This is a genomic window from Ornithinibacillus sp. 4-3 (assembly GCF_040958695.1).
GTDB lineage: Bacteria > Bacillota > Bacilli > Bacillales > Amphibacillaceae > CALAMD01.
Window position 1 is genome coordinate 3,363,600 of sequence record NZ_CP162599.1, and the last position, 23,901, is coordinate 3,387,500.

At 36.3% G+C, this 23,901-nt stretch carries 19 protein-coding genes; 1 reads left to right on the top strand and 18 read right to left on the bottom strand.

From position 1 onward, the window contains the following. Positions 1 to 5: 5 nt before the first annotated feature. From AB4Y30_RS16230 to AB4Y30_RS16275, 10 genes are all read right to left on the bottom strand, one after another. Positions 6 to 1,466 (bottom strand): helix-turn-helix domain-containing protein, encoded by a 1,461-nt coding sequence (locus AB4Y30_RS16230; RefSeq protein ID WP_368653221.1) that lies wholly within the window; start codon positions 1,464 to 1,466, stop codon positions 6 to 8. Positions 1,467 to 1,576: 110 nt separating this feature from the next. Continuing rightward, the gene (locus tag AB4Y30_RS16235) at positions 1,577 to 2,272 is read right to left on the bottom strand and encodes a M15 family metallopeptidase (RefSeq protein WP_368653222.1); all 696 of its coding nucleotides are present in this window, start codon (positions 2,270 to 2,272) and stop codon (positions 1,577 to 1,579) included. Between the two features lie 376 nt (positions 2,273 to 2,648). After that, positions 2,649 to 3,830: a M20 family metallopeptidase gene (locus AB4Y30_RS16240; protein ID WP_368653223.1), complete on the bottom strand. Its 1,182-nt coding sequence runs from the start codon at positions 3,828 to 3,830 to the stop codon at positions 2,649 to 2,651. 165 nt (positions 3,831 to 3,995) lie between these two features. Next, positions 3,996 to 5,048, bottom strand: a complete 1,053-nt coding sequence (locus tag AB4Y30_RS16245) for an ABC transporter ATP-binding protein (RefSeq protein ID WP_368653224.1) — start codon at positions 5,046 to 5,048, stop codon at positions 3,996 to 3,998. An 11-nt stretch (positions 5,049 to 5,059) separates the two neighbouring features. Beyond that, positions 5,060 to 6,022: an ABC transporter ATP-binding protein gene (locus AB4Y30_RS16250; RefSeq protein ID WP_368653225.1), complete on the bottom strand. Its 963-nt coding sequence runs from the start codon at positions 6,020 to 6,022 to the stop codon at positions 5,060 to 5,062. A gap of 15 nt (positions 6,023 to 6,037) precedes the next feature. Continuing rightward, positions 6,038 to 6,895 (bottom strand): ABC transporter permease, encoded by an 858-nt coding sequence (locus AB4Y30_RS16255; RefSeq protein WP_368655245.1) that lies wholly within the window; start codon positions 6,893 to 6,895, stop codon positions 6,038 to 6,040. A 62-nt stretch (positions 6,896 to 6,957) separates the two neighbouring features. Continuing rightward, positions 6,958 to 7,872, bottom strand: coding sequence for an ABC transporter permease (locus AB4Y30_RS16260; RefSeq protein ID WP_368653226.1), 915 nt, complete (start codon positions 7,870 to 7,872; stop codon positions 6,958 to 6,960). A 149-nt stretch (positions 7,873 to 8,021) separates the two neighbouring features. Next, a complete protein-coding gene (locus AB4Y30_RS16265; protein ID WP_368653227.1) occupies positions 8,022 to 9,566 on the bottom strand; it encodes an ABC transporter substrate-binding protein in 1,545 nt (514 codons plus the stop codon). Positions 9,567 to 9,618: 52 nt separating this feature from the next. Next, positions 9,619 to 10,812, bottom strand: a complete 1,194-nt coding sequence (locus AB4Y30_RS16270; RefSeq protein ID WP_368653228.1) for a M20 family metallopeptidase — start codon at positions 10,810 to 10,812, stop codon at positions 9,619 to 9,621. Positions 10,813 to 11,160: 348 nt separating this feature from the next. Continuing rightward, a complete protein-coding gene (locus AB4Y30_RS16275; RefSeq protein WP_368653229.1) occupies positions 11,161 to 11,415 on the bottom strand; it encodes a helix-turn-helix domain-containing protein in 255 nt (84 codons plus the stop codon). 329 nt (positions 11,416 to 11,744) lie between these two features. Between AB4Y30_RS16275 and AB4Y30_RS16280 the strand changes: the two genes are divergently transcribed. After that, positions 11,745 to 12,407, top strand: coding sequence for a LexA family protein (locus tag AB4Y30_RS16280; RefSeq protein WP_368653230.1), 663 nt, complete (start codon positions 11,745 to 11,747; stop codon positions 12,405 to 12,407). Between the two features lie 99 nt (positions 12,408 to 12,506). Here AB4Y30_RS16280 and AB4Y30_RS16285 read toward each other — a convergent pair whose 3' ends face one another. The 8 genes from AB4Y30_RS16285 to hutI form a co-directional block, all read right to left on the bottom strand. Further along, on the bottom strand, positions 12,507 to 14,135 hold the full coding sequence (locus tag AB4Y30_RS16285) for an ABC transporter substrate-binding protein (RefSeq protein ID WP_368653231.1): 1,629 nt from the start codon (positions 14,133 to 14,135) through the stop codon (positions 12,507 to 12,509). A 219-nt stretch (positions 14,136 to 14,354) separates the two neighbouring features. Further along, positions 14,355 to 15,851, bottom strand: a complete 1,497-nt coding sequence (hutH, locus tag AB4Y30_RS16290; RefSeq protein WP_368653232.1) for a histidine ammonia-lyase — start codon at positions 15,849 to 15,851, stop codon at positions 14,355 to 14,357. Between the two features lie 141 nt (positions 15,852 to 15,992). Further along, a complete protein-coding gene (gene hutP / locus AB4Y30_RS16295; RefSeq protein ID WP_368653233.1) occupies positions 15,993 to 16,430 on the bottom strand; it encodes a hut operon transcriptional regulator HutP in 438 nt (145 codons plus the stop codon). Between the two features lie 355 nt (positions 16,431 to 16,785). Beyond that, the gene (locus AB4Y30_RS16300) at positions 16,786 to 18,114 is read right to left on the bottom strand and encodes an MmgE/PrpD family protein (RefSeq protein ID WP_368653234.1); all 1,329 of its coding nucleotides are present in this window, start codon (positions 18,112 to 18,114) and stop codon (positions 16,786 to 16,788) included. A gap of 53 nt (positions 18,115 to 18,167) precedes the next feature. Next, positions 18,168 to 19,787 carry an ABC transporter substrate-binding protein gene (locus AB4Y30_RS16305; protein WP_368653235.1) on the bottom strand — a complete coding sequence of 540 codons (1,620 nt, stop codon included), beginning with the start codon at positions 19,785 to 19,787 and terminating at the stop codon, positions 18,168 to 18,170. Between the two features lie 42 nt (positions 19,788 to 19,829). Continuing rightward, positions 19,830 to 21,353 (bottom strand): lyase family protein, encoded by a 1,524-nt coding sequence (locus AB4Y30_RS16310; protein WP_368653236.1) that lies wholly within the window; start codon positions 21,351 to 21,353, stop codon positions 19,830 to 19,832. Between the two features lie 230 nt (positions 21,354 to 21,583). Further along, positions 21,584 to 22,570, bottom strand: coding sequence for an agmatinase family protein (locus AB4Y30_RS16315; protein WP_368653237.1), 987 nt, complete (start codon positions 22,568 to 22,570; stop codon positions 21,584 to 21,586). Further along, positions 22,567 to 23,841 carry an imidazolonepropionase gene (hutI, locus tag AB4Y30_RS16320; protein WP_368653238.1) on the bottom strand — a complete coding sequence of 425 codons (1,275 nt, stop codon included), beginning with the start codon at positions 23,839 to 23,841 and terminating at the stop codon, positions 22,567 to 22,569. Before hutI ends, AB4Y30_RS16315 begins: the two co-directional genes overlap by 4 nt. Positions 23,842 to 23,901: the final 60 nt, after the last annotated feature.

A 23,901-nucleotide genomic window follows, 5' to 3' on the forward strand; every position in this document is an offset into this window, starting at 1 on the left:
ACCTTTCAGCCTTTCATTTTATTCCCTTGGCGCCATTCACGTGGTGTCATATTGGTTGTTTCTTTAAAAACTCTACTAAAATAATTTGCTTGTTTAAAACCAACTTCCTCTGCCACTTGCTGGATTGGATAATCTGTCGTATTTAGAATTTCTTTTGCTTTATCCATACGGATTTGGAGCAATAGCTGCCTAAATGATTGTTGTAGGCGCTTTGAAAGTAAATGGCTAAAATAAGATGGACTTCTACCTACATATTCTGCTACTTCAATTAAGGAAAGCTCAGGTTCTGCGTAATTTTCCTCCATATATCGAATCGCTGTTTCAATCACATCAAATTTCACTGTATTCTTTTCAATCACTTGAAATAAATCATTGATAAATAGAATAAAGTCTTGAACAATTCGATAAAGTACTGGCTCATATAAAACACGATGAAATATGCTCTGGTAAGCGTCCTCACATTGGGTAATTCCTTTTTGTTTCATAAATCTGCGAACCTGTGCAAGAATACTTGTTAATCGAGTACGTAGCAAGCCTGGCTCTGGGTAGGGCATAGTAATCGTAAAGAAATCCTGATACATCCATGTTTTAATTCCTTCACGATCTGCAGCCTCTAACATATGGATCCAATTACGTTGTTCTTCCATCGTTAAAAATGGGTCCATATCCACCCAATTTCTCATAGTATTTGTTGATAAGACTTGTCTATATCCTCGAAAAAAGGTTAGCTCCATTGTTTGAAGTGCCTGCAAATAAATTTGGTGTAAGGACTTATCATTACTTGCTTCATGTACCACAATAGATAGAGGCTTCCCATTCGTTTGTTCCCATTCACTTAATAGCCGCTGCGCTTGTTCATAGGCTTTTGGAAAATCTTTTCTAAAGACCAGCACTATCCCATCGCTACGGGAAAATAGGAGTGGTTGATCATAAAAATCAAACTGTTCAATAAAGACTTGAAGCAGATCCAAATCTGCTTTATATTCTGGTTTTAATAAATATACCGGATACAAGAAAGAGGTGTAATCATCTCGAAATAAGGAATGATAATTAATTTCCTGTATGTTTTTTTCAAAAGGTTCGTTGCGATTAATTTCTCCTAGTTGATGAATTGCTTGCTGCAGTCCTTGTTTAATGCGGGTCGGAGAAATTGGTTTTACCCATAAGTCAATAGCCTTCATGGACATCGCTTGTGTAGCACGCTCAAATGTAGCTTCTGCTGTCATTGCAATAACTTTCCCTCGATAAACACTAAGATAAGTATAGATTAACTCCCACTTATCTTCAGGTATCATGTCTAATTCCAAACAAAGGATATGTGGTGCATTATTTTCTAGTATCTCTAGAACAGCCGCTAATTGCGTATCTGTTTGAATTTCCGAGATAGGAAAAGCATATTTTGAAATCAACCATTTAATCCCAAGCATTTCCTGTTGATCACGATCAAATATGGATAAAACATACATTATACTCATCCCTTTAGTTTAGAGAATTTCCCATAATAAAAAACCTTCTAAGATTATTGTACCATTAGTCGAAATCGGTACGTTACTTAGAAGGTTTTGCTTAGCTATTATTATTCTATATTCGGAACTGGTAACTGTGTGAAAAGTGCATGCGGTTTGTTAAAATAAGCTGCCCATTCACGGTCACCATATGAGAAATGCCACCATTCACTATCCAATGGAGCAAACCCAACTTTCAGCATGCAAGCACGTAATAATTGGCGATTATGCCAAGCTTCCTTACTGATAAAAGGAGATAATGTATACGTGTCTTTGGCATAAGAATGAATAGGCGTACCAAAATCAATAGGACCTTCAGGAGTTACAATCTGCACATCAACTGCTCCACCTGTTGGATGTCCAGCCACATCTGGTGCTGCAGAGAAACGATGAGCTCTCTCTTTCAGCTTGTCCCCTTCTAATGTTGGATCCGCTTCAAGCTCGAGCTTTGTAATACGCTCGAAATTACTTTTCTGAATATCTAATGAACGATAGCCACAGTAAATTTCCAAATCATAATCTGGATGAATCGCCTTTACTTCCGCTTGAGCTTTTACTAGCATTGGAATAAGAGCTTCACGTACAAATACATGGTCTCCAGTATACAAGCGATAATCTTCTAAAATATGAATTTTCCCTGTGAATTCCTCACCAATTGGAACAAGCTTACTTCCATCATCTTTTACTGGTCTCCCTGACATATCTTTGTAAGTAATAAATTTATCCGCTAACGCTTCATATACTTCATTTAATTCAACCTTTGACATTCTATTTCACTCCTTCTTCGAAAAAACGATTTTGATTTTATAGTGCGTGTTCAAAAAGGCCAGTAAAAAGGACCGTCATCGGTTAAGTTCGCAACGTCACGCGAGCAACACCGATACTAGCACGTCGTGTGCGTCGAAAGTTCAAGGCATCGCAGCTTAGAGTAGCGGACTTCTACAGGATGTAGTGACTTCTGTGTTGTCCACAGGACGTGGATGGTTTTAATAGAAGTTCCGCTATGGCTTTAATACATGAGCAACGGAAAAGCAAGCTAACGCAGAAATTCGATGTGTCATTTTTGTTGGACTTTTTTGAACATCCTCTTATACAGCAAAAAGGGCAGGTTCATGGAAAGTCCTGCCCCTCATTCTAATTATTTTACTTTAATCTATTAGCATTAGCTACTGCAGCAACAAAGACTTTTGCTCCTACTAGAAGTGCATCTTCTTTAATATCAAAACGTGGATGGTGATGTGGGAATACTTTGCTATCATCATCTAGTCTTGCTCCAACATTGAAGAAAGTTCCAGGTACTTTCTGAACATAATATGTGAAGTCTTCTGCACCCATTCCAGGTTTCTTCTCACTTACATTCTCTTCTCCTAATGTTTCGATAGCTACATCACGTAAATACTGTGTTTCTTTAGGATGATTCCATAACGCATCATAACCACGAGAATATTTAATTTCACAACTTGCACCTGTTAATGCACATGTTGCTTCTGTAATTTCTTTCATACGATTTTCTAGTAAATCACGAATATCCGGATCATAAGAACGAATCGTACCGTTGAGTGTCACACTGTCTGGAATTACATTTCCAGCATTACCAGTATGAATAGATCCGATAGATAATACAGCTGACTCAATTGGATCTACATTTCTACTAACAATTTGCTGTAAGTTTACTACAAGATGACCTACTGTTAAAACAGGGTCAACCGTTGTATGTGGATGTGCTCCATGACCGCCTTTTCCGTTAATTGTAATTTCAAATGCATCTGCTGCAGCTGAAGTATAGCCTTCACAGTAATTGATTGTACCGCATGGTGTTGTACTAGATAAATGCGCTCCAAATACATAATCTACACCATCTAAACAACCATCTTCTACCATTGGTTTAGCTCCACCTGGCGCAATCTCTTCTGCATGTTGATGAAGGAAAACAACTGTTCCTTCTAACTCTTCACGATGTTTAGCTAATACCGTTGCAACCCCTAATAAAGTTGCCGTATGTCCATCATGACCACAAGCATGCATCTTATTAGGTACTTTTGATTTATACTCAACATCTTTTTCATCCTGAATTGGAAGTGCATCAAAATCAGCACGTAGGGCAATTGTTTTTCCAGGCTTACCACCTTTTAATGTACCAACTACTCCTCTTCCTCCAACCTCTGTACGTACGTCAATATCAAGGCTTCTTAAATAATCTGCAATAACTTGAGGTGTTCTGACTTCTTCAAATCCTAACTCTGGGTTCTCATGTAAATCACGACGAATTTCAACCATCTTTGGAAAAATCTCTTCTAATTCTTTATGTAGTGCCTGAATATCCATTATACCTCTCCTTGCTATTATTTAATAAATCGCTTACAAAATCTATTATAAGCGAATTGTGAATTATTTACCAATACGAAATAATTATTTTCATAGTTATTTCTATGAAAATAAGAGTCTATTCTCTGTAGGTATGCCTTAAGAATAGACTCTTAAAATTTTTGTTTATTGATGAGGATTTGATGCAATTTCCTCTTGTTTATCATCTTTCACCAAATGAATTAATGGATGATGACAAGCTACATAATGATTAGGTAGTAATTCTCTATATTCTGGTTTCTCTTGCTTACAAACTTCATCAGCAAATGGACATCTTGGGTGAAAGTGGCATCCTGATGGCGGATTACTAGGATTTGGTATTTCACCCTTAATCAATTGCTTTTCTTTACGAAATTTCGGATCTGGAATAGGAACAGATTCTAACAGTGCTTGTGTATAAGGATGAAGAGGTCTCTCGAAGATTTCATCCCTTTCTGCAAGCTCGACCAGCCTACCAAGATACATAACTCCGATACGATTACTGATATGACGAACAACAGGTAGTCCATGGGCGATAAATATATATGTCAAATCCAGTTCTCTCTGTAGTTTCTTTAATAAGTTTAATATTTGTGCCTGTATAGAAACATCTAATGCCGAAACCGCTTCATCACATATAATCACTTTTGGTTTTAAAGCGAGAGCTCTAGCAATTCCAATCCGCTGACGTTGACCTCCACTAAATTCATGAGGATATCTTTTCAATTGATGCTCCTGAAGCCCTACTAAACTCATTAATTCTAAAACTTGCTTTCTTAACTCTTTTCCAGACGCTAGTTTATGTACAACTAAGGGCTCTCCGATAATCTGCTCCACAGTCATACGAGGATTAAGTGAAGAATAGGGATCTTGAAATATCACCTGCAAATCTCTTCTTGCTTTTCGTAATTCTTCTTGGCTTAATCCAGCAAGATCCTTATCATCAAAATAAATATGCCCTTCTGTCGCATCTAGCAACCCCAAAATAAGCTGGCCTGTTGTTGATTTACCACACCCTGATTCACCAACAATACCTAAAGTTTCTCCTTCAAACACATCAAAATTAATTCCATCAACCGCTCTTATTTTAGATACTTCTTTCTTAATCAACCCTTTTGATAATTCAAAGTGTTTTTTTAAGTCTCTTACTTTTATGAGTAATTCTCTCTCTGACTCCTTTTTATCACTTGTCCTTACCATGTATTCCCCTCCTATACCTTGATACAACGTTTCGCATGAGTTTCACTTACATATTCTAATTCTGGATGAACTAATGTACATTCCTTATCCGCTAAAGGGCATCGTGGATGAAATTTACAGCCAGTCGGCATTTCAGAAGGATTCGGAACCGTTCCTTCAATAGAATATAAATCATCAACAACATCGTGAACTTTTGGTATAGAATCCATTAGTCCTTTTGTATAAGGATGTATCGGATTTTCAAACAATTCATACACGGGCGCTTCTTCAACTACTTCACCAGCATACATAACGACCACACGATCAGCAGTTTCAGCAACTACCCCCAAGTCATGGGTTATCATTAGAATTCCTGTATTAGCTTCTTCTTTTAAATTACGCATCAGTGCTAAAATTTGCGCCTGAATCGTTACATCTAAAGCTGTTGTCGGTTCGTCCGCAATTAACAAGCTTGGATTACACGATAAAGCCATTGCAATCATAACCCTTTGACGCATACCACCTGATAGTTGATGAGGAAAACGTCTCATCGCTTTTTCAGCATCCGGGATGCCAACCAACTCTAACATTTCAATCCCTTTTTGATCAGCCTTTTCTTTTGATAAATTAAAATGGAGCATTAATGATTCCCTGATTTGAAATCCATTTGTAAAAACTGGATTCAAAGCTGTCATTGGCTCTTGAAAAATCATAGAAATTTCTTTCCCTCTTAATCCCCTATACTCTTTTTTACTAATCTTACGTAAATCTCTTCCTTTAAAAAAAATCTCACCATCATAAACCTCACCATTCGGTGGAAGTATCCCCATTAAAGCAAGGGATGTAACACTTTTCCCGCTTCCAGATTCTCCTACGATGGCTAAGGTTTCTCCTTCTTCCATACTGAATGTAACGCCATTAACAGTGGATACATAACCGTCATCTGTTTTGAAACGGACTTTTAAATTTTTAATATCTAAAAGTTTATTACTCAAGTCTTCACCTCATCCCTAACTTTTTATTCTAGGATCAAGTACATCCCTCAACCAATCACCGAGGAAAATTACTCCTAAGACGGTAATAGTAATTGCTAAACCAGGGAATGTTGCGACCCACCAACTAGTTGCAAGATATTCTCTACCATCACTTAACATAAGTCCCCAAGAAACTTCAGGAGATTGGATACCAAGACCAAGGAAACTTAGACTTGCTTCTGCGATAATAGTTGAAGCTACATTTAATGTAGCAATAACAATAAATGATGAAAGAACATTAGGTAAAATATATTTTGTAATAATCCGAAAATTCTTGGATCCAATCGCTCGAGCAGAGCTAACATAATCTCTTTCTTTTACACTTAATGTTTCACTCCGAACCATTCGAGCGTATACCACCCATGATGTTCCTCCTAATACGAGGATAAGAGTTGTCAAGCTCGGTCCGACTATAGCTAAAATAATTAACATAAATAAAATATTAGGAATAGCTAGAAAGGAATCCACTGTTCTCATAATAATGAAATCCCATATTTTCCCATAAAACCCTGCTAATAATCCTAAAAACATTCCAATAATACCGGCTAATATTACAGCACTTATTCCAACTAACAGCGATACCCTAGATCCATAAATAATTCTACTTAATATGTCCCGTCCTAAATTATCTGTCCCGAGAAGAAAATTAGTGTTTCCTCCCTCTAACCAAAATGGAGGAACTAATCTATTAGATACATCAGTTGCTGCAGGATCATACATGGCAAGAGCAGGTGCAAATATTGCCACTAATGTAACGAACAATACGATAACCAAACCAACCATACCTGTTTTACTTTTTAATAATCTGCTTGCCAATTTTTTCACACGACTCATCGCTTTACGATTAGGATTAGCCTGCATTTCTTCAGATACATTTTCCATATAAAAGTCCCTCCTTAATCGTATTTAATCCTTGGATCAAGTAATCGATAAACTAAATCTGCTAGGAGATTACTTACAATAACGAATACTGCAATTAAAAATGTCGCAGCTTGAACAACAGCCATATCGCGTAAATTAACTGCTTGAATAAGTAATTGTCCCATTCCTGGCCATGCAAAAACAGTTTCTGTAATGAGCGTTCCACCTATTAATGTAGATGTTTGAAGAGCCATAATCGTAACTACAGGGATTAGCGCATTTCGAAATGCATGTGTATTGATTACGATTGCCTCTTTTAAACCTTTGCTTCGAGCTGTACGAACAAAATCTTGTCCTAAAATTTCAAGCATGCTAGAACGAATCAGCCTAGTCATTTCAGCAGCAATTCCAGTTCCTAATGCGATAGCTGGTAAAACGAGATGCAGCAATCCACCTCTACCAGAGACCGGGAATATCCCCATTTGCACAGAAAAAAATAAAATCAGCATAATACCTAGCCAAAAGTTCGGCATGGCTTTTCCTAAAACAGATCCTCCAGTAATGAATAAATCTATAAAACTATTCCTTCTAATCGCCGACCATATTCCTAGTGGTACGGATATTAAAATAGCTATTACCATTGAAGCTATAGCCAATTCTATTGTTGCTGGCAACCGTTCAAGAACTAAGCTGAAGGCGTCCGTATTGTACCTTAGTGATTCACCGAAATTCCCCTGAACCAAGTCTCCCAAGTATGTAAAATATTGCTTATAAAGGGGTTCATTGAATCCTAATGCTTCTCTTAAAGATTCTTTTTCTTCAAAAGTTGCATTTTCAGGTAACATTAGTGAAACAGGATCACCAGTAACCCGAACCAACAGGAAAACGATTAGTGTAACAAGGAATAATACGGGGATTGTTTTCAATAAATTTGTCAGCAAATATTTCACGTATTTACCTCCTTCTATAAAGTAAAACTTCATCCAGAGGGCAATGTGATGTACTAGTACGACTAGCACGCCCTGCTGAATGTTAATTAAACCGATCGGGTATACTAGAAAAATAAAAGGGGGAAATTCCCCCTGGAAAATTTAGTATTTTAATTTAATGTAATATCATCTACATAGAACATTTCATCTAAACGAGGTTCAAAGTTCAGACGTTCATTCACACCATAAATTCCTTCTACTTGGTATAAATAAATATGTGGACGATCTTCAGCTATCAATTCTTGCGCTTCTTGGAATTGTTTTGTTCTTTCTTCAAGATCCATATTTTGTATAGCATCTGTTATAAGCTTATCTGTTTGTGGGTTATCATAATCTGTCTCCCCAACAGATTCTTCTTTTGTCAATGATATTAATGCATTTGATGCATCAAACATGGAGTTACCGAATGCGATAAAGTGAACATCATCAAAGGATTTATCAGATCTCTTAGTAGAGAAAGCACTCCACTCTAGGAATTCTAATTCAGCAGTTATTCCAACTTCCGCTAGCATTGTAGCTATCAATTCAACTGTCTCTTTATCTTTTATATAACGACCATTTGGAGCACTAATTTTTATCGTGACACCATCTTCATATCCCGCCTCTGCTAATAACTCTTTTGCTCTTTCAGGATCATAGAGTGTTTGGCCATATAGATCTTCATTTGCCCCACCATTCCCTGGAGTTACACGAGTTCGTGTTACCGTAGCAGTTCCTTCAAGTAATGAGTCAACAATTGCTTGTTTATCGATTGCAAGATCAATTGCTTCACGAACTAATGGATCAGCTGTAGCGTAATCCCCTTGTGTACGAAGGATTAGTAACATAACTCGCTGACTATCAGATGTCTCAATCGAAACATCATCTGTTGATTCAATCCGCTCAAAATCGGTTGGTGGAATATTTACCGCAATATCGACACCACCAGTTAATAATTCTGATACACGTGTTGAGTCCTCAGGTATACTTCTAAACACAACTTCCTCCCATTTCGCAGCATCACCAAAATAGTCTTCAAAAGGCTCTAACACCAAACGATCATCTTTTTTCCATTCTTTTAATTTATATGGACCTGTTCCCACTGGATTATCTAGAAATACATCCCAACCTTCTGCCTCTATGTAATCCTTCGGCAAGATTCCAGATCCTATTCGAGATAATCGATTTAACAAAATTGGTTCAGGATTTTCCGTGATAATGTCAAACTCATAATCACTTTTCACTTGAACTTCTTCTATCTGTTTGTAATTTCCATACTCACGTAGCGTATCATCATTAGCTACACGCTCTAACGTAAATTTAACGTCTTCAGCAGTTAATTCATCACCATTATGGAATTTAACGCCTTCTTTTAATTTAAATGACCAGGTAGTATCATCTATGTTTTCCCAGCTTTCTGCTAGATCAGAAGTGAAGCCACCTTCTCCATCATTCTTAACAAGATAGTTAAACATGTTTACATGAACAGCTTCCGTACTCGTATTATTGTGATCATGTATATCAAATGAAATGATATCCTGACCATTGGCAATAATCAGCTCCTTTGAATCACCGCTCTCTACAGAGCCTCCAGTTTCTTCCGTATCATCCCCACTAGAGCAACCAGCAATAGCTAATACTAATGCAAGAAATAAAAATAAATAGATTTTCCTCATGAAATCTCCTCCGTATTTCTATAAAGTCTGTTATAACAAATGATTGTTCGATTTATTCATCCTTTGTAGACTTCCAAATTTCAAATGAATCTTTTACACTTTGTAGAGCGTCTGGATTAACACATAAATCATAAGCAGTCATCGCCATTGCTTTTGTTGCCTGATTTTGACCAATCATTCCACTTTCAGATTTGGAATCTTTTTCAAATTCAGGTGTATGACCACCGCCATCACCAATCCTAATATAAGGATGAATAGTTGGTATAACTTGCCCAACATTTCCAATATCTGAAGACCCTAAACCACCATCTTTAGGAGGGGCTAATACCTCTACTCCAATGGATTCTAAATTGGCTTTATATAAATGTGCTAAAGGTACATTATTATTTCTTTCAGCAAATGTAACACCTTCAATAATTTCACATGTTGCCCCTACAGCTGCAGTAGAATGGCGGACAGCATTGTAAACTCTTTCTTTAATACCTTCTAATTTTTTTCTAGTTTTTGCACGGACTACAAAGCTTGCCTCACAGTATCCAGGTACAATATTTGCTGCATCTCCACCATGAGTAACAATTCCATGAACGCGAACATCATCAGGAAAGTGTTCACGCAGACTATTAATAGCTGCGAAACTATTCATTAATGCATCCAACGCATTAATTCCTAATTCAGGCGATCCCGCAGCATGAGCTTCTTTCCCATAAAATTTAAATGTAGCTCCTACACAAGCAATTCCGCCTCGTAATACCATTGTCTTATTTCCCGGATGGGTCATCATTGCTGCGTCAAGATCATCAAAAACTCCTTCCTCTGTCATAATGACTTTACCTCCACCGCCTTCTTCAGCAGGAGTTCCTATTACCTTGATTTTCCCTGGTAGATCTGGAAAAGCATCTTTTAGTGCAATACCAGCTCCCACAGCAGAAGTACCAATGATATTATGTCCACATGCATGCCCTAGACCACGTAATGCATCATATTCAGCCAATATTCCAATTGTCGGACCTTCAGAGGAACCTTCCCAAGTAGCAATAAAAGCTGTCTCTAGACCAGCAACACCTCGTTCAACTGTAAACCCTTCTTGCTCTAAATAATCCGCAAGCCATTTCGACGCTTTATACTCTTCAAACCCAAGCTCTGGATGTGCATGAATCTTCAAGGAAATTTCGCGGAATTCGCTATCACGCTTATCAACCGCATCTACTATTTTTTGTTTCTCAGCTAAGACATCCGTTCTATTCATTAAAAAACCATCCCCCATTTTTTTTTAAGCACTTTTTAATAACTGCATTAGTAAACTATTTCTATTAAGAAGCAGTAATAAATATGACTATAATTCCTATAAAAATTGATATGTATTATTCCAAATAAATGGAATAAACAGTTAATTTTACTTAAAATTTTTCCATGAAATTGTAGTAATCTAACAGATTTATAGCTACTTATCCCTTTTTACACGTTTCAATAAATGAAGGTCTCTCAACTAATTAAAAATCAATGTTTCTTACAAAATGTCTTATTTTTCTTGATAACGTTTTCATTTTTAAAAATATGATGCTACATTTTGAGTTTTATTACTAAAATAATACCTTTAAAAGTTATTATGGCCCATAAAAGTAGGATCATCATACTCACCGTCATCTACAATAGGCACTCTTATAGCATTTTCAGGGAGTCCATATACTCTAGCGATCGTTTTAAAAACATGTCTAGGTATTGCCTCAATCCCAAGTTCATAATTACGCAACGCCTTTACCGAAATACCGATTTTATTTGCCGCCTCTTCTTGCTTCAGTTCGGCATTAACTCTTGCTGCAACTAGAGAAATTTGGATCTTTCCTCCCATTTTATCCCCTCCCTCCATCAGCATTTCTAACTATTATAATACCTTTAAAAAGTATCGTCAATTGAAAACAGAATATTTATACAAATAATCATTCTTTTCATTTTTTATAGTACAATAGTAGTATAATAGTGAATAATGTAAACTATTTAGCAAAATCCAATACTATTAACATCCCTTGACACTTGATGTATATAAATAAATAAGTTATAAATTGAAGTAACCACCATACCTAAGAAAACTTGATTATATACATTTTTATAAATAATCAAGTTATGCTTTTTTGTAGACAAACGTTGATAATGTATGAGGATGGGAGGAGGAAACGTAAGATGGTAAATAAAAGCAAAGCAGATATACTTAAACAAATAATGGCAACTAATCTAAAACATTATATTGATAGAAGCGGAAAAAATCAAACAGATATTGCTAGAGAGTTAGATATTCCAGAAATGACCATGTCGAACTGGGTAAAAGCCAAAACATACCCTAGAATGGATAAAATTCAGCTTTTAGCGGATTATTTTCATATTAGAAGATCAGATCTAACAGAAGAAAAATCCCCTAATCTATTTAAAGCACCGTCACAAACGATACAAATACCAATATTAGATTCCATTTCTTGTACCGATCCAATATATATTGAGGAAAATTTTAATGGTTATAAATATGAATCACCTGAAGATCTTCCTAGCGGAAACTTATTATACTTACAAAATAATAACGATTCTATGGAACCAACTATTCCAAATGGTAGTCTTGTCCTTATACGTCAACAATCAGAAGTAGAGTATGGTCAAATTGCGGCAGTTCTATTAACAGATAGTAATGAAACTACTTTAAGAAGAGTTCGAAAGCAAGGTAATACATTACTACTTATGCCTGACAATCCAAAGCACGAACCAATAATCATTGCTAAAGAAAGTCGAGCTCGCATTATTGGATTAGCAATTAGATATACCAAAGACTTGATAACTGATAATCGAAAAGGTTAATAATAAACAGCTATTATTTGAAGGAAAGTAAAAGCCTGATAATCACTTTATAACAAAGGATTATCAGGCTTCTTTATTCTATTTATCTGTATTTTATTTTTACTCTGTGATACTTACATTCCAGAAAATTGGACCTGTCGTTGCTGTGAGCCCTTCTACTTTATTGCTATGACCATATAAAGCATTAAATCCACCTATGTTAACAATAGGAAGTAGCTCCTCCCATACGTAAAGTTGCAAATCATCCCATAGTTTCTGTGCTTCTTCAAGACTTGGTGCATTTTCGATCTCTTTCATATCCTCAGCAACTTTTGAATCATTAACTCCCCCACCAAAAGAAGGACTTAAAGCAATCAACTGTGGAGGTGTACTTACCGTTGAGGAAGATGTAATGAAAGCATCCCAGTCTTCAAAGTCACTACCCATTTTCTCATTAAGAGTTGGCCAATCATAAATATCTAATGTTACATTCATACCAATTTCCCTTAATTGTTCAGTAATAACTACCGCACTATTATAATGATGATCATAATCACGTGTTGCCATAATTCTGAATTCCTCTCCATTATATCCCATATCTTCTAGCATTTGCTTAGCCTTCTCAGGATCATTTTGGTTATAGTATTCTTCCCCAGCTTTACTAGCCCAATTCACTATATTGACATCCATATAACCTGAGTCCAACCAATAAAAGTCTGTATTTGGAAAAGCTGCCAACATAATCTCATCATCATCTAATGCCGTATTAATCGCTTCTCGTAATTTAAAATCAGTAGATTTTCCTTCGACTTTATTAAATACTAATATATGATTTGATGACGGAGTAAGAATCGTTTCTAAATTAGGATCATCTTCTAACTGATCGTAATTATCGTAAGGCACACCATAAGCAAAATCATACTCTCCTGTTTGTAGCCCAGCTAGACGTGTGGAGGTATCTGGAACGATATAAAAATAAATTTCATCGACAAGCGCTTCTTTTCTACCGATTAGACCATCAGGTTCCATATCCACTGGTTGATAATCTTCATATTTTTTGTAATGAATATATTGATCCTGTCTCCATTCTACAAACTCAAAAGGACCTGTTCCAATATATTCCTGAATTCCATCTGCTGATGCGGATTCAACAACTTCTTTAGGCATAATCCCAGCTGCCTGCTTGGCTGACGCCATTGTATCTAACGTAAGAGGGGATGGTTCAACCAATTCTAATACAACCGTATAATCATCCTCAGCTGTCCAGGTCGCACCATTGAATATATTACCTGTAACACTCGATTTCTCTAACCACCTCTCCATAGATGCAACGACATCCTCAGACGTCATTTCTTTGCCATTGTGAAAATGAACACCTTGTCGCAAATGAAACGTATACTTTTTATTGTCATCCGTTTCGATTGATTCTGCTAACACTGGAACAGGCTGGAAATTAGAATCTGTAGCTACTAGACTTTCATATATAAGTCTCGTTGCATCTCGAGAAGCCGTTGCGGTACTTGTCGGTTGATCTAGTGTTGGAGGCGCTGCATCTAAAGCAATTTTTAATATACCACCAGAAGATTTTGGTTCTTCCTTATCCTCATCTTCGCCCTCATCTTGCTGATTAGTATCTTGATCCGCGTCTTCAGATTCACCTTTTGTTGATGAATCACTACATCCAGTAATAATCATGAGAAGTGAAATGAAGAGTATAACAATGAATAATAAACTTTTTTTCTGGTTCATTTTTTAAATACCTCCCTATTTTTACTTACACATGGAAACACACCTGCCAAAACTATGAACAACCACCACCTTTCAAGAGTTGTTTCCTAATTAGATTATATACATTATAAATGTAATATTTATTATTTTCTAATAATTTTCAAGAATAATTTATCAAACAGTTAGCAGATGTATGGTTTCATACTAAATGTTTGATAAATTAGTTGAGCATTTGAAATTTTATTTGGTAATTTTATTAATTGGATGAAGATGGTTACTCAATGCCTCTGTATCTTTTGAAAACACACGGTCTTTCGTAATGCTTGGAACAATTTTACGTAAAGCTTGCCATTTTTCTTGCAGCTTTGGTGAAGCTTTATCTTGCCCTTTATACTCTATTGCTTGCAATGCACAAATACATTCAATCGATAAAACATTTCGTGTATTTTGGATAATCATATTTGCATGTCTTGCAGCAATAGTTCCCATACTTACATGATCCTCCTGATTCGCAGAAGATGGAATAGAATCCACGCTTGCAGGATGTGCCAAAGTTTTGTTTTCAGAAACAAGTGCTGCTGCAGCGTATTGCATAATCATTGCTCCTGATTGTAATCCTGGCTCTGGGCTTAAAAATGGTGGTAGATCATTTAATTGTGGATTTACTAAACGCTCCACTCTTCGTTCTGAAATGTTCGCAAGCTCTGCTACTGCAATCTTTAAAAAGTCCATTGCAAGTGCGATCGGTTGCCCGTGGAAATTTCCACCTGAAACAACGATATCCCCACCTTCAAAGATTAATGGATTGTCTGTTGCTGCATTTGCTTCAATTTCTAACTTCTCTTTTACATAATCTAATGCTTGCCATGTCGCTCCATGTACTTGAGGAATACAACGAATCGAATATGCATCTTGAACACGCTTTTCCCCTTGGCGTGTAATTAACGAACTTCCTTCTAACCATTCTGTCATTCGTTTAGCTACTGCTACTTGTTGCGGGTAACCTCTAGCTTCGTGAATAGCTGGATGAAATGCATCAATGATTCCTTCTAAGCCTTCCATTGTCATCGCAGAGATCCATTCACTATCATAAGCAAGTTTCTCTGCTTCAATATAATTAATAACCCCTACTGCAACCATTGCCTGTGTTCCATTAATTAATGCAAGACCTTCTTTTGCTTGTAAGGTAATCGCTTCAATATCCTTTTCCTTTAAAACAGGAGCAGCTGGCAATATTTCTCCATTTGTTCCATGTACTTCTCCTTCACCGATTAAAACAAGTGCTAAATGTGATAATGGAGCAAGATCACCAGATGCGCCAAGTGAACCTTGCTCAGGAATCACTGGATGTACTTTTTTATTTAAAAGCTCTGCTAAAAGCTCTACTACTACTGGTCGCACTCCAGAAAAACCTTTTAATAATGCATTTAGACGAAGTGCAATTATTGCTCTAGAAACAACTTCGGGAAAGGCTTTTCCTACTCCACATGCATGAGAACGAATTAAATTTAATTGTAAGCTTTCCACATTATTTTCATTAATAATGACATCACTAAACTTCCCAAATCCTGTATTAATACCGTAAACTGTCTTTTGACTTTTTACAATATGTTCTACTGCTGCTCTACTTTCGTTTACAGCCTGCATGCTTTCTGAAGAAATCTTTACTTCCTCCATATCCATGCAAATACGCTTCAATTGTTCAATAGTTAAAGTATGTCCTGTTAATTCAATCATAGTTGTCCTTCCTTTCCATTAAAAAAGGAGATAATAATGGCATCACAAAAGCCATCATCACCTCCTAATCACTTATCACTATAGGTCACGATTATTTTCAGCCAGCTTTACTTATAATCAAGAAATTTCGCTGGTTAAATTTTAAATATGGTTAATCCCTAGACCAACCGCTTCATGCTCTAATCCTCTAACAGGTGCACCAATGGTTCCATAAAAAGCAACGGCTAACCATTCACCTTCTTTTTTGTCCGTATATGCTACCCCACGAACTACTGCAAACCTCAACCCCACTGTGCGCATCATCTCACCAATTGCTAATTGCCCTCGTGTTACACCTTCTAAGGCTTCTAATATTGCATGATATAATGCATGGGTTTCTCGATAAACATCTTCTCTAATGAGCCCACTTCTCTTTACCGCAGTTTCAACAGCTGAAATCACCTTCTGCATGTTCATCGAACCTACTTTACCTTCACAAACCTGCAAATCTTTCTCTGCAATTTGTAAAGCATCACGTTCTTCATCATCATACATTGCCAGTGTAATTGCTATTTTACCAATTCGATGTTTAAGTCCCATAAATTAACCTCTATTAGCGTGTGTTCAAAAAGTGCGATAAAAAGGACCATCATCGGTTAAATTCGCAACGTCCTGTTGCAACACCGATACTAGCACATCCTGTGCGTCGAAAGTTCAAGGCGACATCATTTTTACGAACGGAGCGTATGCTTTTAAATACGTGAGTATCGGAAAAATGATGTCAACGCAGAAATTCGCAGTGTCATTTTTGTTGGACTTTTTGAACATCCTCAATTATTCTAATGACTATTAACTATATAAAGTATATTCCTTTGCTCCATACAAGTCAATGAAGCTTCATTGACTTCCCATCAAAATGTAATCCTTCGAATACTTCACAAGCTGATTTCTCTAATTATTTTACTTCTCGAAATAAAGAAATCAATTTTTCCAAGTCTTTAACTGAATTCATTTCCTCAACTAAGTTAGGAATATTTTTCAATTTTTCATTACCACTGATTACACTATTAAATTTCCCTTTAATATCTCGCGTACCTTTCGGATAAAATCCTTTTTCTGCAAAGGTTGTTTGGTTGTTTAGTATAATTTCAACATGTGTGAATCTTGCATCTTTATTTATTGATACTGATTCAGCGTTTTCATCATATAAACGCTCTACTTTATTCATTAATGCTTTTATATCTTCACGAATTTCTTGTTCTTTAAAAAATTCTACTCCTAAGTTTCCTTCTATAATGGCGACTGCTGCTACATACTCCATACTAAACCTGCCATCGTATCCATTCTTAGGATTTCTAACAATCAATGCAGCATCTCCATCAGGTGGAAATGTGATATTTATCTTTGAAATGTCTTTATTAGAAAATAAATTTTGCTTCTTCCATTTTAATATAATATCAGCTGCTACATGGGTTGCAAAACAACAAGGATACGGCTTGTATTGTAATCCTGGTTCTAGAATTTGCCATGGCTCTCCCCAATTCTGTACTGCTGTTTCAGGTATTGAATCTCCTGAGCCATAAGCGGCAAAGAAACTTATAGGGCCATCAAAAACTTCCTCTGATCCTTTTAATCCTTTTTCAGCTAATAATACAGCCATCAGTCCAGCCTGAGCAGCTAATCCAGCATGAAGTGGTTTAGTTGGCGAGCCAAAATGAATTTTTAAACCACTCGCTTGGGTTGCAGCTAAACCTATAGCATTCGTAATTTCTTCTATATTTAAATTTAATAAATATGCCCCCGCTGCCGCTGCACCAATCCCACCTATTACTGAAGTACTATGAAAGCCTTTATGTTCATATATGTTTCCTAAGGCCTTCCCTACTTTGCCAGCTACTTCTATTCCGACAATATATGCTTTCAACAAATCCCTAGCACTACACTTTCGGACTTCAGCTAATGAGAATAACACAGGTAAAATTACTGTACTTGGATGTCCGCCCATTCCACTATGAACATCATCGAAATCTAAGGCATGTCCAGCATAGCCATTATAGAGTACAGCATTTAATTGTCCCACCTTCTGTTTTTTTCCATAAACTGTTGTTTGTTCCACAGCATCGCTGTTCACAATAGTATCCCATATTATGTTAAGGTTAGGATCTGTAGTTCCTGGAAAGGCAGATGCTAAAAAATCAAGGATTCCCAGTCGTGCTTCTTCCATGGCTTTATCGCTCTGCGAAGGATCAGACATATAAATTAATTCAGCTAATTTTTTTGTCAACGTCACATTATCCATACTAAAATCTACACCCTTTTATCTATTCATAGATTTTTTTAATCTTCTATAGATGTATTCCAAAAAATAGGGACATTCATGAACATCTCATAGCCCTCTACTTTATTAGATAAAGCATCAAGCTGACTATAATGTCCAACTACAATAACGGGTTTCTCTTTCCAAAAAGTTGTTTGTAATTTCTCATATTCTTCTTTAGCACTCTCTTGCGTTTGTGAAGCTCTAATATTCTTTAAATGTTCATCTATCTCTGCACTATTTGTCCAACCAGGATAATCAGCTTTAGAATCTAGAAATAAATATTGTAATGGTGTTGGTTGCGGGGACCAACTATGAATGACCAATTCCCATTTATCAGGATCTTTTCTATTATCAAGCCATGTTGGATAATCCATAATATCTAATTTCACATTCATACCAATATTTTGTAATTGTTCTTGAAGAGGGATTGCTCCTTGATATTGGAACATAGATTCCTTCGTTACAATAATCCTTATCTCTTCTCCATCATATCCAACCTCTTCTAAAAGCTTTTTAGCTTCATCAGGATCATATTTTTCGTATTCATCCATACCTGCATCTGAATACCATGTTGTGTTGACTTTTGTAACCAAGCTCGGATCCAATTCGAAGTAATCGGAATTTGTTAAAATAGATGTCATGATAGCTTCTTTATCAATAGCTAAATTAACAGCGTCTCTCGCTCTGACATCTGTGAACAATCCTTTCTGCTTATTGAAATTAATCGTTTCAATTCCAATTGTCGCATGCATTAAATTTACTTCATTGCTGCTCTCTAATTGTGGTACAGCATCTAACTCTACTTCTGGTATTACATCATATTCACCACTAATTAATCCGCTTACTCTTGTAGCAGTGTCTGGAACATGATAGAAATATAATTCATCGACTAGGGCCTCTTTTTTCCCTGCTAATCCTCCAGAAGTATTAGATAGTGGAGTATAGTTATCAAATTTCACTAATTTAATATATTGATCTTGTTTTAATTCTTCAAATTTAAAAGGACCTGTACCAACATATTCTTTAACCCCAGTTTCGTCTGCTGCTTCAATTATTTCTTTAGGCATTATAGCTGGAAACTGTGTTAAAACTGCTAATGACTCTACTAAAACATAAGATGGATTTTCAACATTTAAGATAACTGTATATTCATCTGCTGCTTCCCACGTAGATTCTCCTAATTCAGATTTAGCTGCTGAAGAAAATTCTTGCCATCTTTGCATTGATGCTACGACATCTTCTGCTTTCATTTCTTCTCCATTATGAAATTGAACACCCTCCCTTAGCAGAAAAGTGATAATCTTACCGTCATCACTTATTTCATATGATTCTGCTAACATAGGCTCTATCTCATTATTCGCATTTACAGTTACTAGTGTTTCAAAAATATTAGGGCCTATATTTCTCGGACCTGAATCTGTAGTAATGTGAGGGTCTAGCGCTGAAGGCAAGGAATTCCATCCTATTTTTAAAACACCTCCAGCATCATTTTCATCTTCAGATTCATCGTCTTCATTTTGGACTCCATCATTTGTTTCTTTTTGATCATTATTATTTTCTGATGTCGTTTCAGCATTACATCCAACAATTAACGAAATGATAAATAGTAATATTAAAATGAGCAGACTCTTTTTCATAGGTTTCTCCCCTTTGATTAATTTCTTTTAAAAATTAATTCATTACAGATAGTTTTCAAACTCCGTTCTCAGTTTATGCTCTGCTTCTTTTAATTTACTGCGTTTATTTTCTAGCCAACCTAAATCAGTCAGTATTTTCTCTTCCTCAATTCCAAGCATTCTTTCAACTTCAGATGGTTGCGGTCCACCTAATACCGCAGCATTTCTTACCATGGTTTCTGGTTTTAAAATACTGTAGAAATCCTGTTCTGATAATGGAAGATCTTCTATTTGAAATTTAAAGGTTTTAGCCGTATCACTATATAATTTTTGTGCAATAGAATAAGGTATTTCTAATGGGACAAGTTGATGTTCTTTGCCATAGGTTACAATTTCAGACGCGAAATGGTGACTTATTCTAAATGGGACATCATATTCCTTTTGTAACTCCACAGCCAATTCTGTAATCATTGTATAATCACTCGTCACTTCTTTTAACGCTCTTTCTTCATCAAAGACAAAAATCCCGATAGCTTTTTTGAGTAGTTCAAGCATTTCTGTAGACAATTTAACGGCATTTAAAGGCATATAAGGATACGAATCAATTATTTCAAGTTTATAATCAACTAAGCCATGGATAATATTATGAGATTGCATTAAAAAAGTTACTGAAGATCCCTTTACAGTACTTGCAAGCATTCTAACTCTTGTTAAAGCTTTAGGGTTTCTTTTTTGAGGCATCATGCTACTAGTACCGGTTAACTCCCCTTCTTTCAGTACAGAATCTGCTCCTTGCTTATATACTCCTTCATCCATGATTATCCATGGTTTTGAATATGTATATTGAAGTAATATGTCTGTCATAAACATACTGACAGTCGAAGCTACTGTACTAACAACATTACTAACCTCTATACCTATATCTAAAGGTGCTGCATGTGCTGCATCAAATGAATTACAAATCACTCCATCAAACCCTAGTAGTTCACTAAGCCTCTCTCTATCTAAATGAAAGCTCGAAGTTCCACCCGCAGCCACTCCAAAAGGTGATTTATTTAACCTCTCCCAAAGTTCTAAATATCTATCAGCAATTCTACTGAATGCTTCTAAATAACCTCCTAAGTAGTGACCTAAGGTAGTTGGTTGTGCAGGTACTCCCTGAGTATAAAAAGGAACAATCGCATTTGGATTTGATTTAACAAATTCTAGTAACGCTTTTCTCATTAATATAAATTGTTCAAAGCTATCTAGAATAGCATCTCGTTGCTCTAATCTCGGTATTGTTACATCAACCATATCTACTCTGGATCTACCAACATGTACTTTGGTAATTTCTGGACCACCATAAGCGATTAATTCTTGCTCTAACTCAAAATAATCAAATGTGCGTTTTGCACCTGGCTTTTCTCCATCAATAATTACTTGTTCTACAGCTTTCGCAATTTCCGCGCATAATTCCTCTGAAATAATATCTTGCTCTCTTAGCATTACTGTAGAAGCTTTATTTATTTCTCCAAACCAGAAAAATCTGTCCCTCGGGTAAATACTTATTTCTTCACCTTTTGAACCATTATTTTTGGTATCCATCAAATCTCTCCTCCTGAATAAATTTATCTTTATACTTAACAACTTATTAACAAGACAAATAATACATAGGCTTTGACATCGCTTTCATTTCTAAAAATAGGGATGATAGTGAATTTTCCCTCAGGAATATTTATTCTGAAAATTTAAGGCGCATTTTTCTAATAATAAAGCTCCTTACCTTAATAATAACAATTTGAATACATCCCTCCCTTCTCTTTTTAAATTTTCCCCTACCTCTGACAAACACCCACCAAAAACGATAGCATCGTATGTACTGCATTTTTTACCGTAATTTGCCCTATATCCTTACGTGGATCCAGACAGACGATATCCATTGCTTTTACTTTTGGGTGTGTTCCTGCGATTTGAACTGCTTCAAATAACTCTTCTGAATACATTCCACCTGGTGCAGCTGCAGGGGTAGCTGGTCCATGAATAATATCTAATACATCCATATCTACCGTTAAGTAGATAGTGTCTACCTGTGCTTCTAATTTATTTAAAGCATCATGAATAACATTGGTGATTCCTTTTTTCCGTGCTTGTTTCATCGTCATATAATTCACTTTTTCTTGATCTGCATATACTTTTAAAGCTTTTGCATTGAAGAAACCGTGAAGTCCAATATTATGAACATGCTCACCCTTGACTATTCCTGCTTCAATTAATTGGCGTATTGGCGTGCCGTTTGCAGGGCCCATTTCACTTGTATCACGTAAATCAAAGTGTGAATCAAGCTGTAATATTCCTATTGTCTCTTCCGAATGTACTTCCTTCCAGCCTTTTACAAGCATTGCTGTAATGGAATGATCTCCACCTAAAACAAGTGGAATCGAATGGGAATGTGTTTTTCGCATTGCAATCATTGCTTGTTTAATATTTTCATGTGTTTCTAAAATATTTGTGATATGCTGTCTCACATTTCCAACATCAATTACTTTCAATTGTGTTAAATCCAAATCCTCATCTAAATTATAAGTTCCAAAATATTTCCAAGCTTGACGCATCATTTCGGGATTTTCGCTTGCTGTGGATGCGCTAATCGACGATTTAGATAAAGGAATTCCTAAAATGGTAACATCATATACTGACCAATCCGGCTCTTCTTCTCCAACCGTGTCAATCCAGTCACTTACTTTAATATCCTCTGTTTGATTTGTTTTCTTCGACCAAATCATATCTGCTCGCTCAAGTAATGGGTAGGGGTAGTTACTCATTGTAATACTCCCCCTACAATAATTTTCCTACCTGCTTTTACAACTGTATCTACATGGTTCATTCCATATTGATAAGAAAGTGTTAAGTAATTTGGTACATTCCAAATCGTAACATCAGCTTTTTTACCAGCTTCTAAGCTACCAATTTCTTTTGCTTTTCCAATCGCATGCGCTGCATTAATTGTTGTTGCAGTAATAACTTCTTCTGGTGTCATTCCCATGTTTAGACAACCTAAGTTCATAATAAATGGTGATGAAATAGTAGGTGATGAACCTGGGTTTGCATCTGTTGACAAAGCAACAGCCACTCCTGCGTCAATCATTTTTCGTGCACGTGCATATTCGGCCATTAAGAAAAATGCTGTACCAGGAAGTAGAACTCCAATGACTCCTGCCTCTGCCATTTTCTCGATCCCTTTGTCTGATGCTTTTAGTAAATGATCTGCTGAAATTGCCCCAACCTCTGCAGCTAGCTCTGCACCTTCATAAGGCTCAATTTCATCTGCATGGATCTTTGGAATTAACCCATATTTCTTACCAGCCTCTAGAATTTTTCGAGATTGTTCCGGGGTAAATACTCCTCTTTCACAGAAAACATCATTAAAGATAGCTAGTTTTCTTTCCGCAACAACTGGTAACATTTCATTAATCACTCGATCAACAAATTGATCTGGATCTTCCTTCAAATCAAGCGGAACTGCATGTGCCCCCATAAAAGTAGAAACGATATCAAGCACATGATCCTCGTCCAGTTTTTTTGCAACCTCTAATTGCTTTATTTCATCCTCTAGTGTTAACCCATAACCGCTTTTTGCTTCCACTGTTGTTACACCATGACGAGCAAATTGATCAAGTCGTTTTTTCGCTTGTTCATACAGTTCTTCATGTGTTGCTGCTTGTGTCGCACGTGTTGTTGCGTGGATACCTCCACCAGCATTCATAATTTCCATATATGTTTTTCCTTGGAGTCTCATTGCATATTCATTTTCTCTTGTTCCTGCATGAACTAGATGTGTATGTGGATCAACTAATCCTGGAGTTACGATTTTCCCAGTTGCATCAATAATCTCAGCCTCTGCTAATTTATCATGAAATTGCTTACGAATCTCCTCATCTTTGCCAACCGCAATGATTTTTCCGTCTTCTAGCCAAGCACTTCCATTTTTTATGACACCAATTTCTGACATTTTCTCTTGCTTTGCAGGAACATCACTATGTCCTGCCATCGTAATGAGCTCGTTTGCGTTTGAAATTAACATGTATGAAGCCATTGCTCTATCTCCTTTATGAAACTAATTTGCGGTAAAGATAGAAAAGTAAGTTCCCCTACC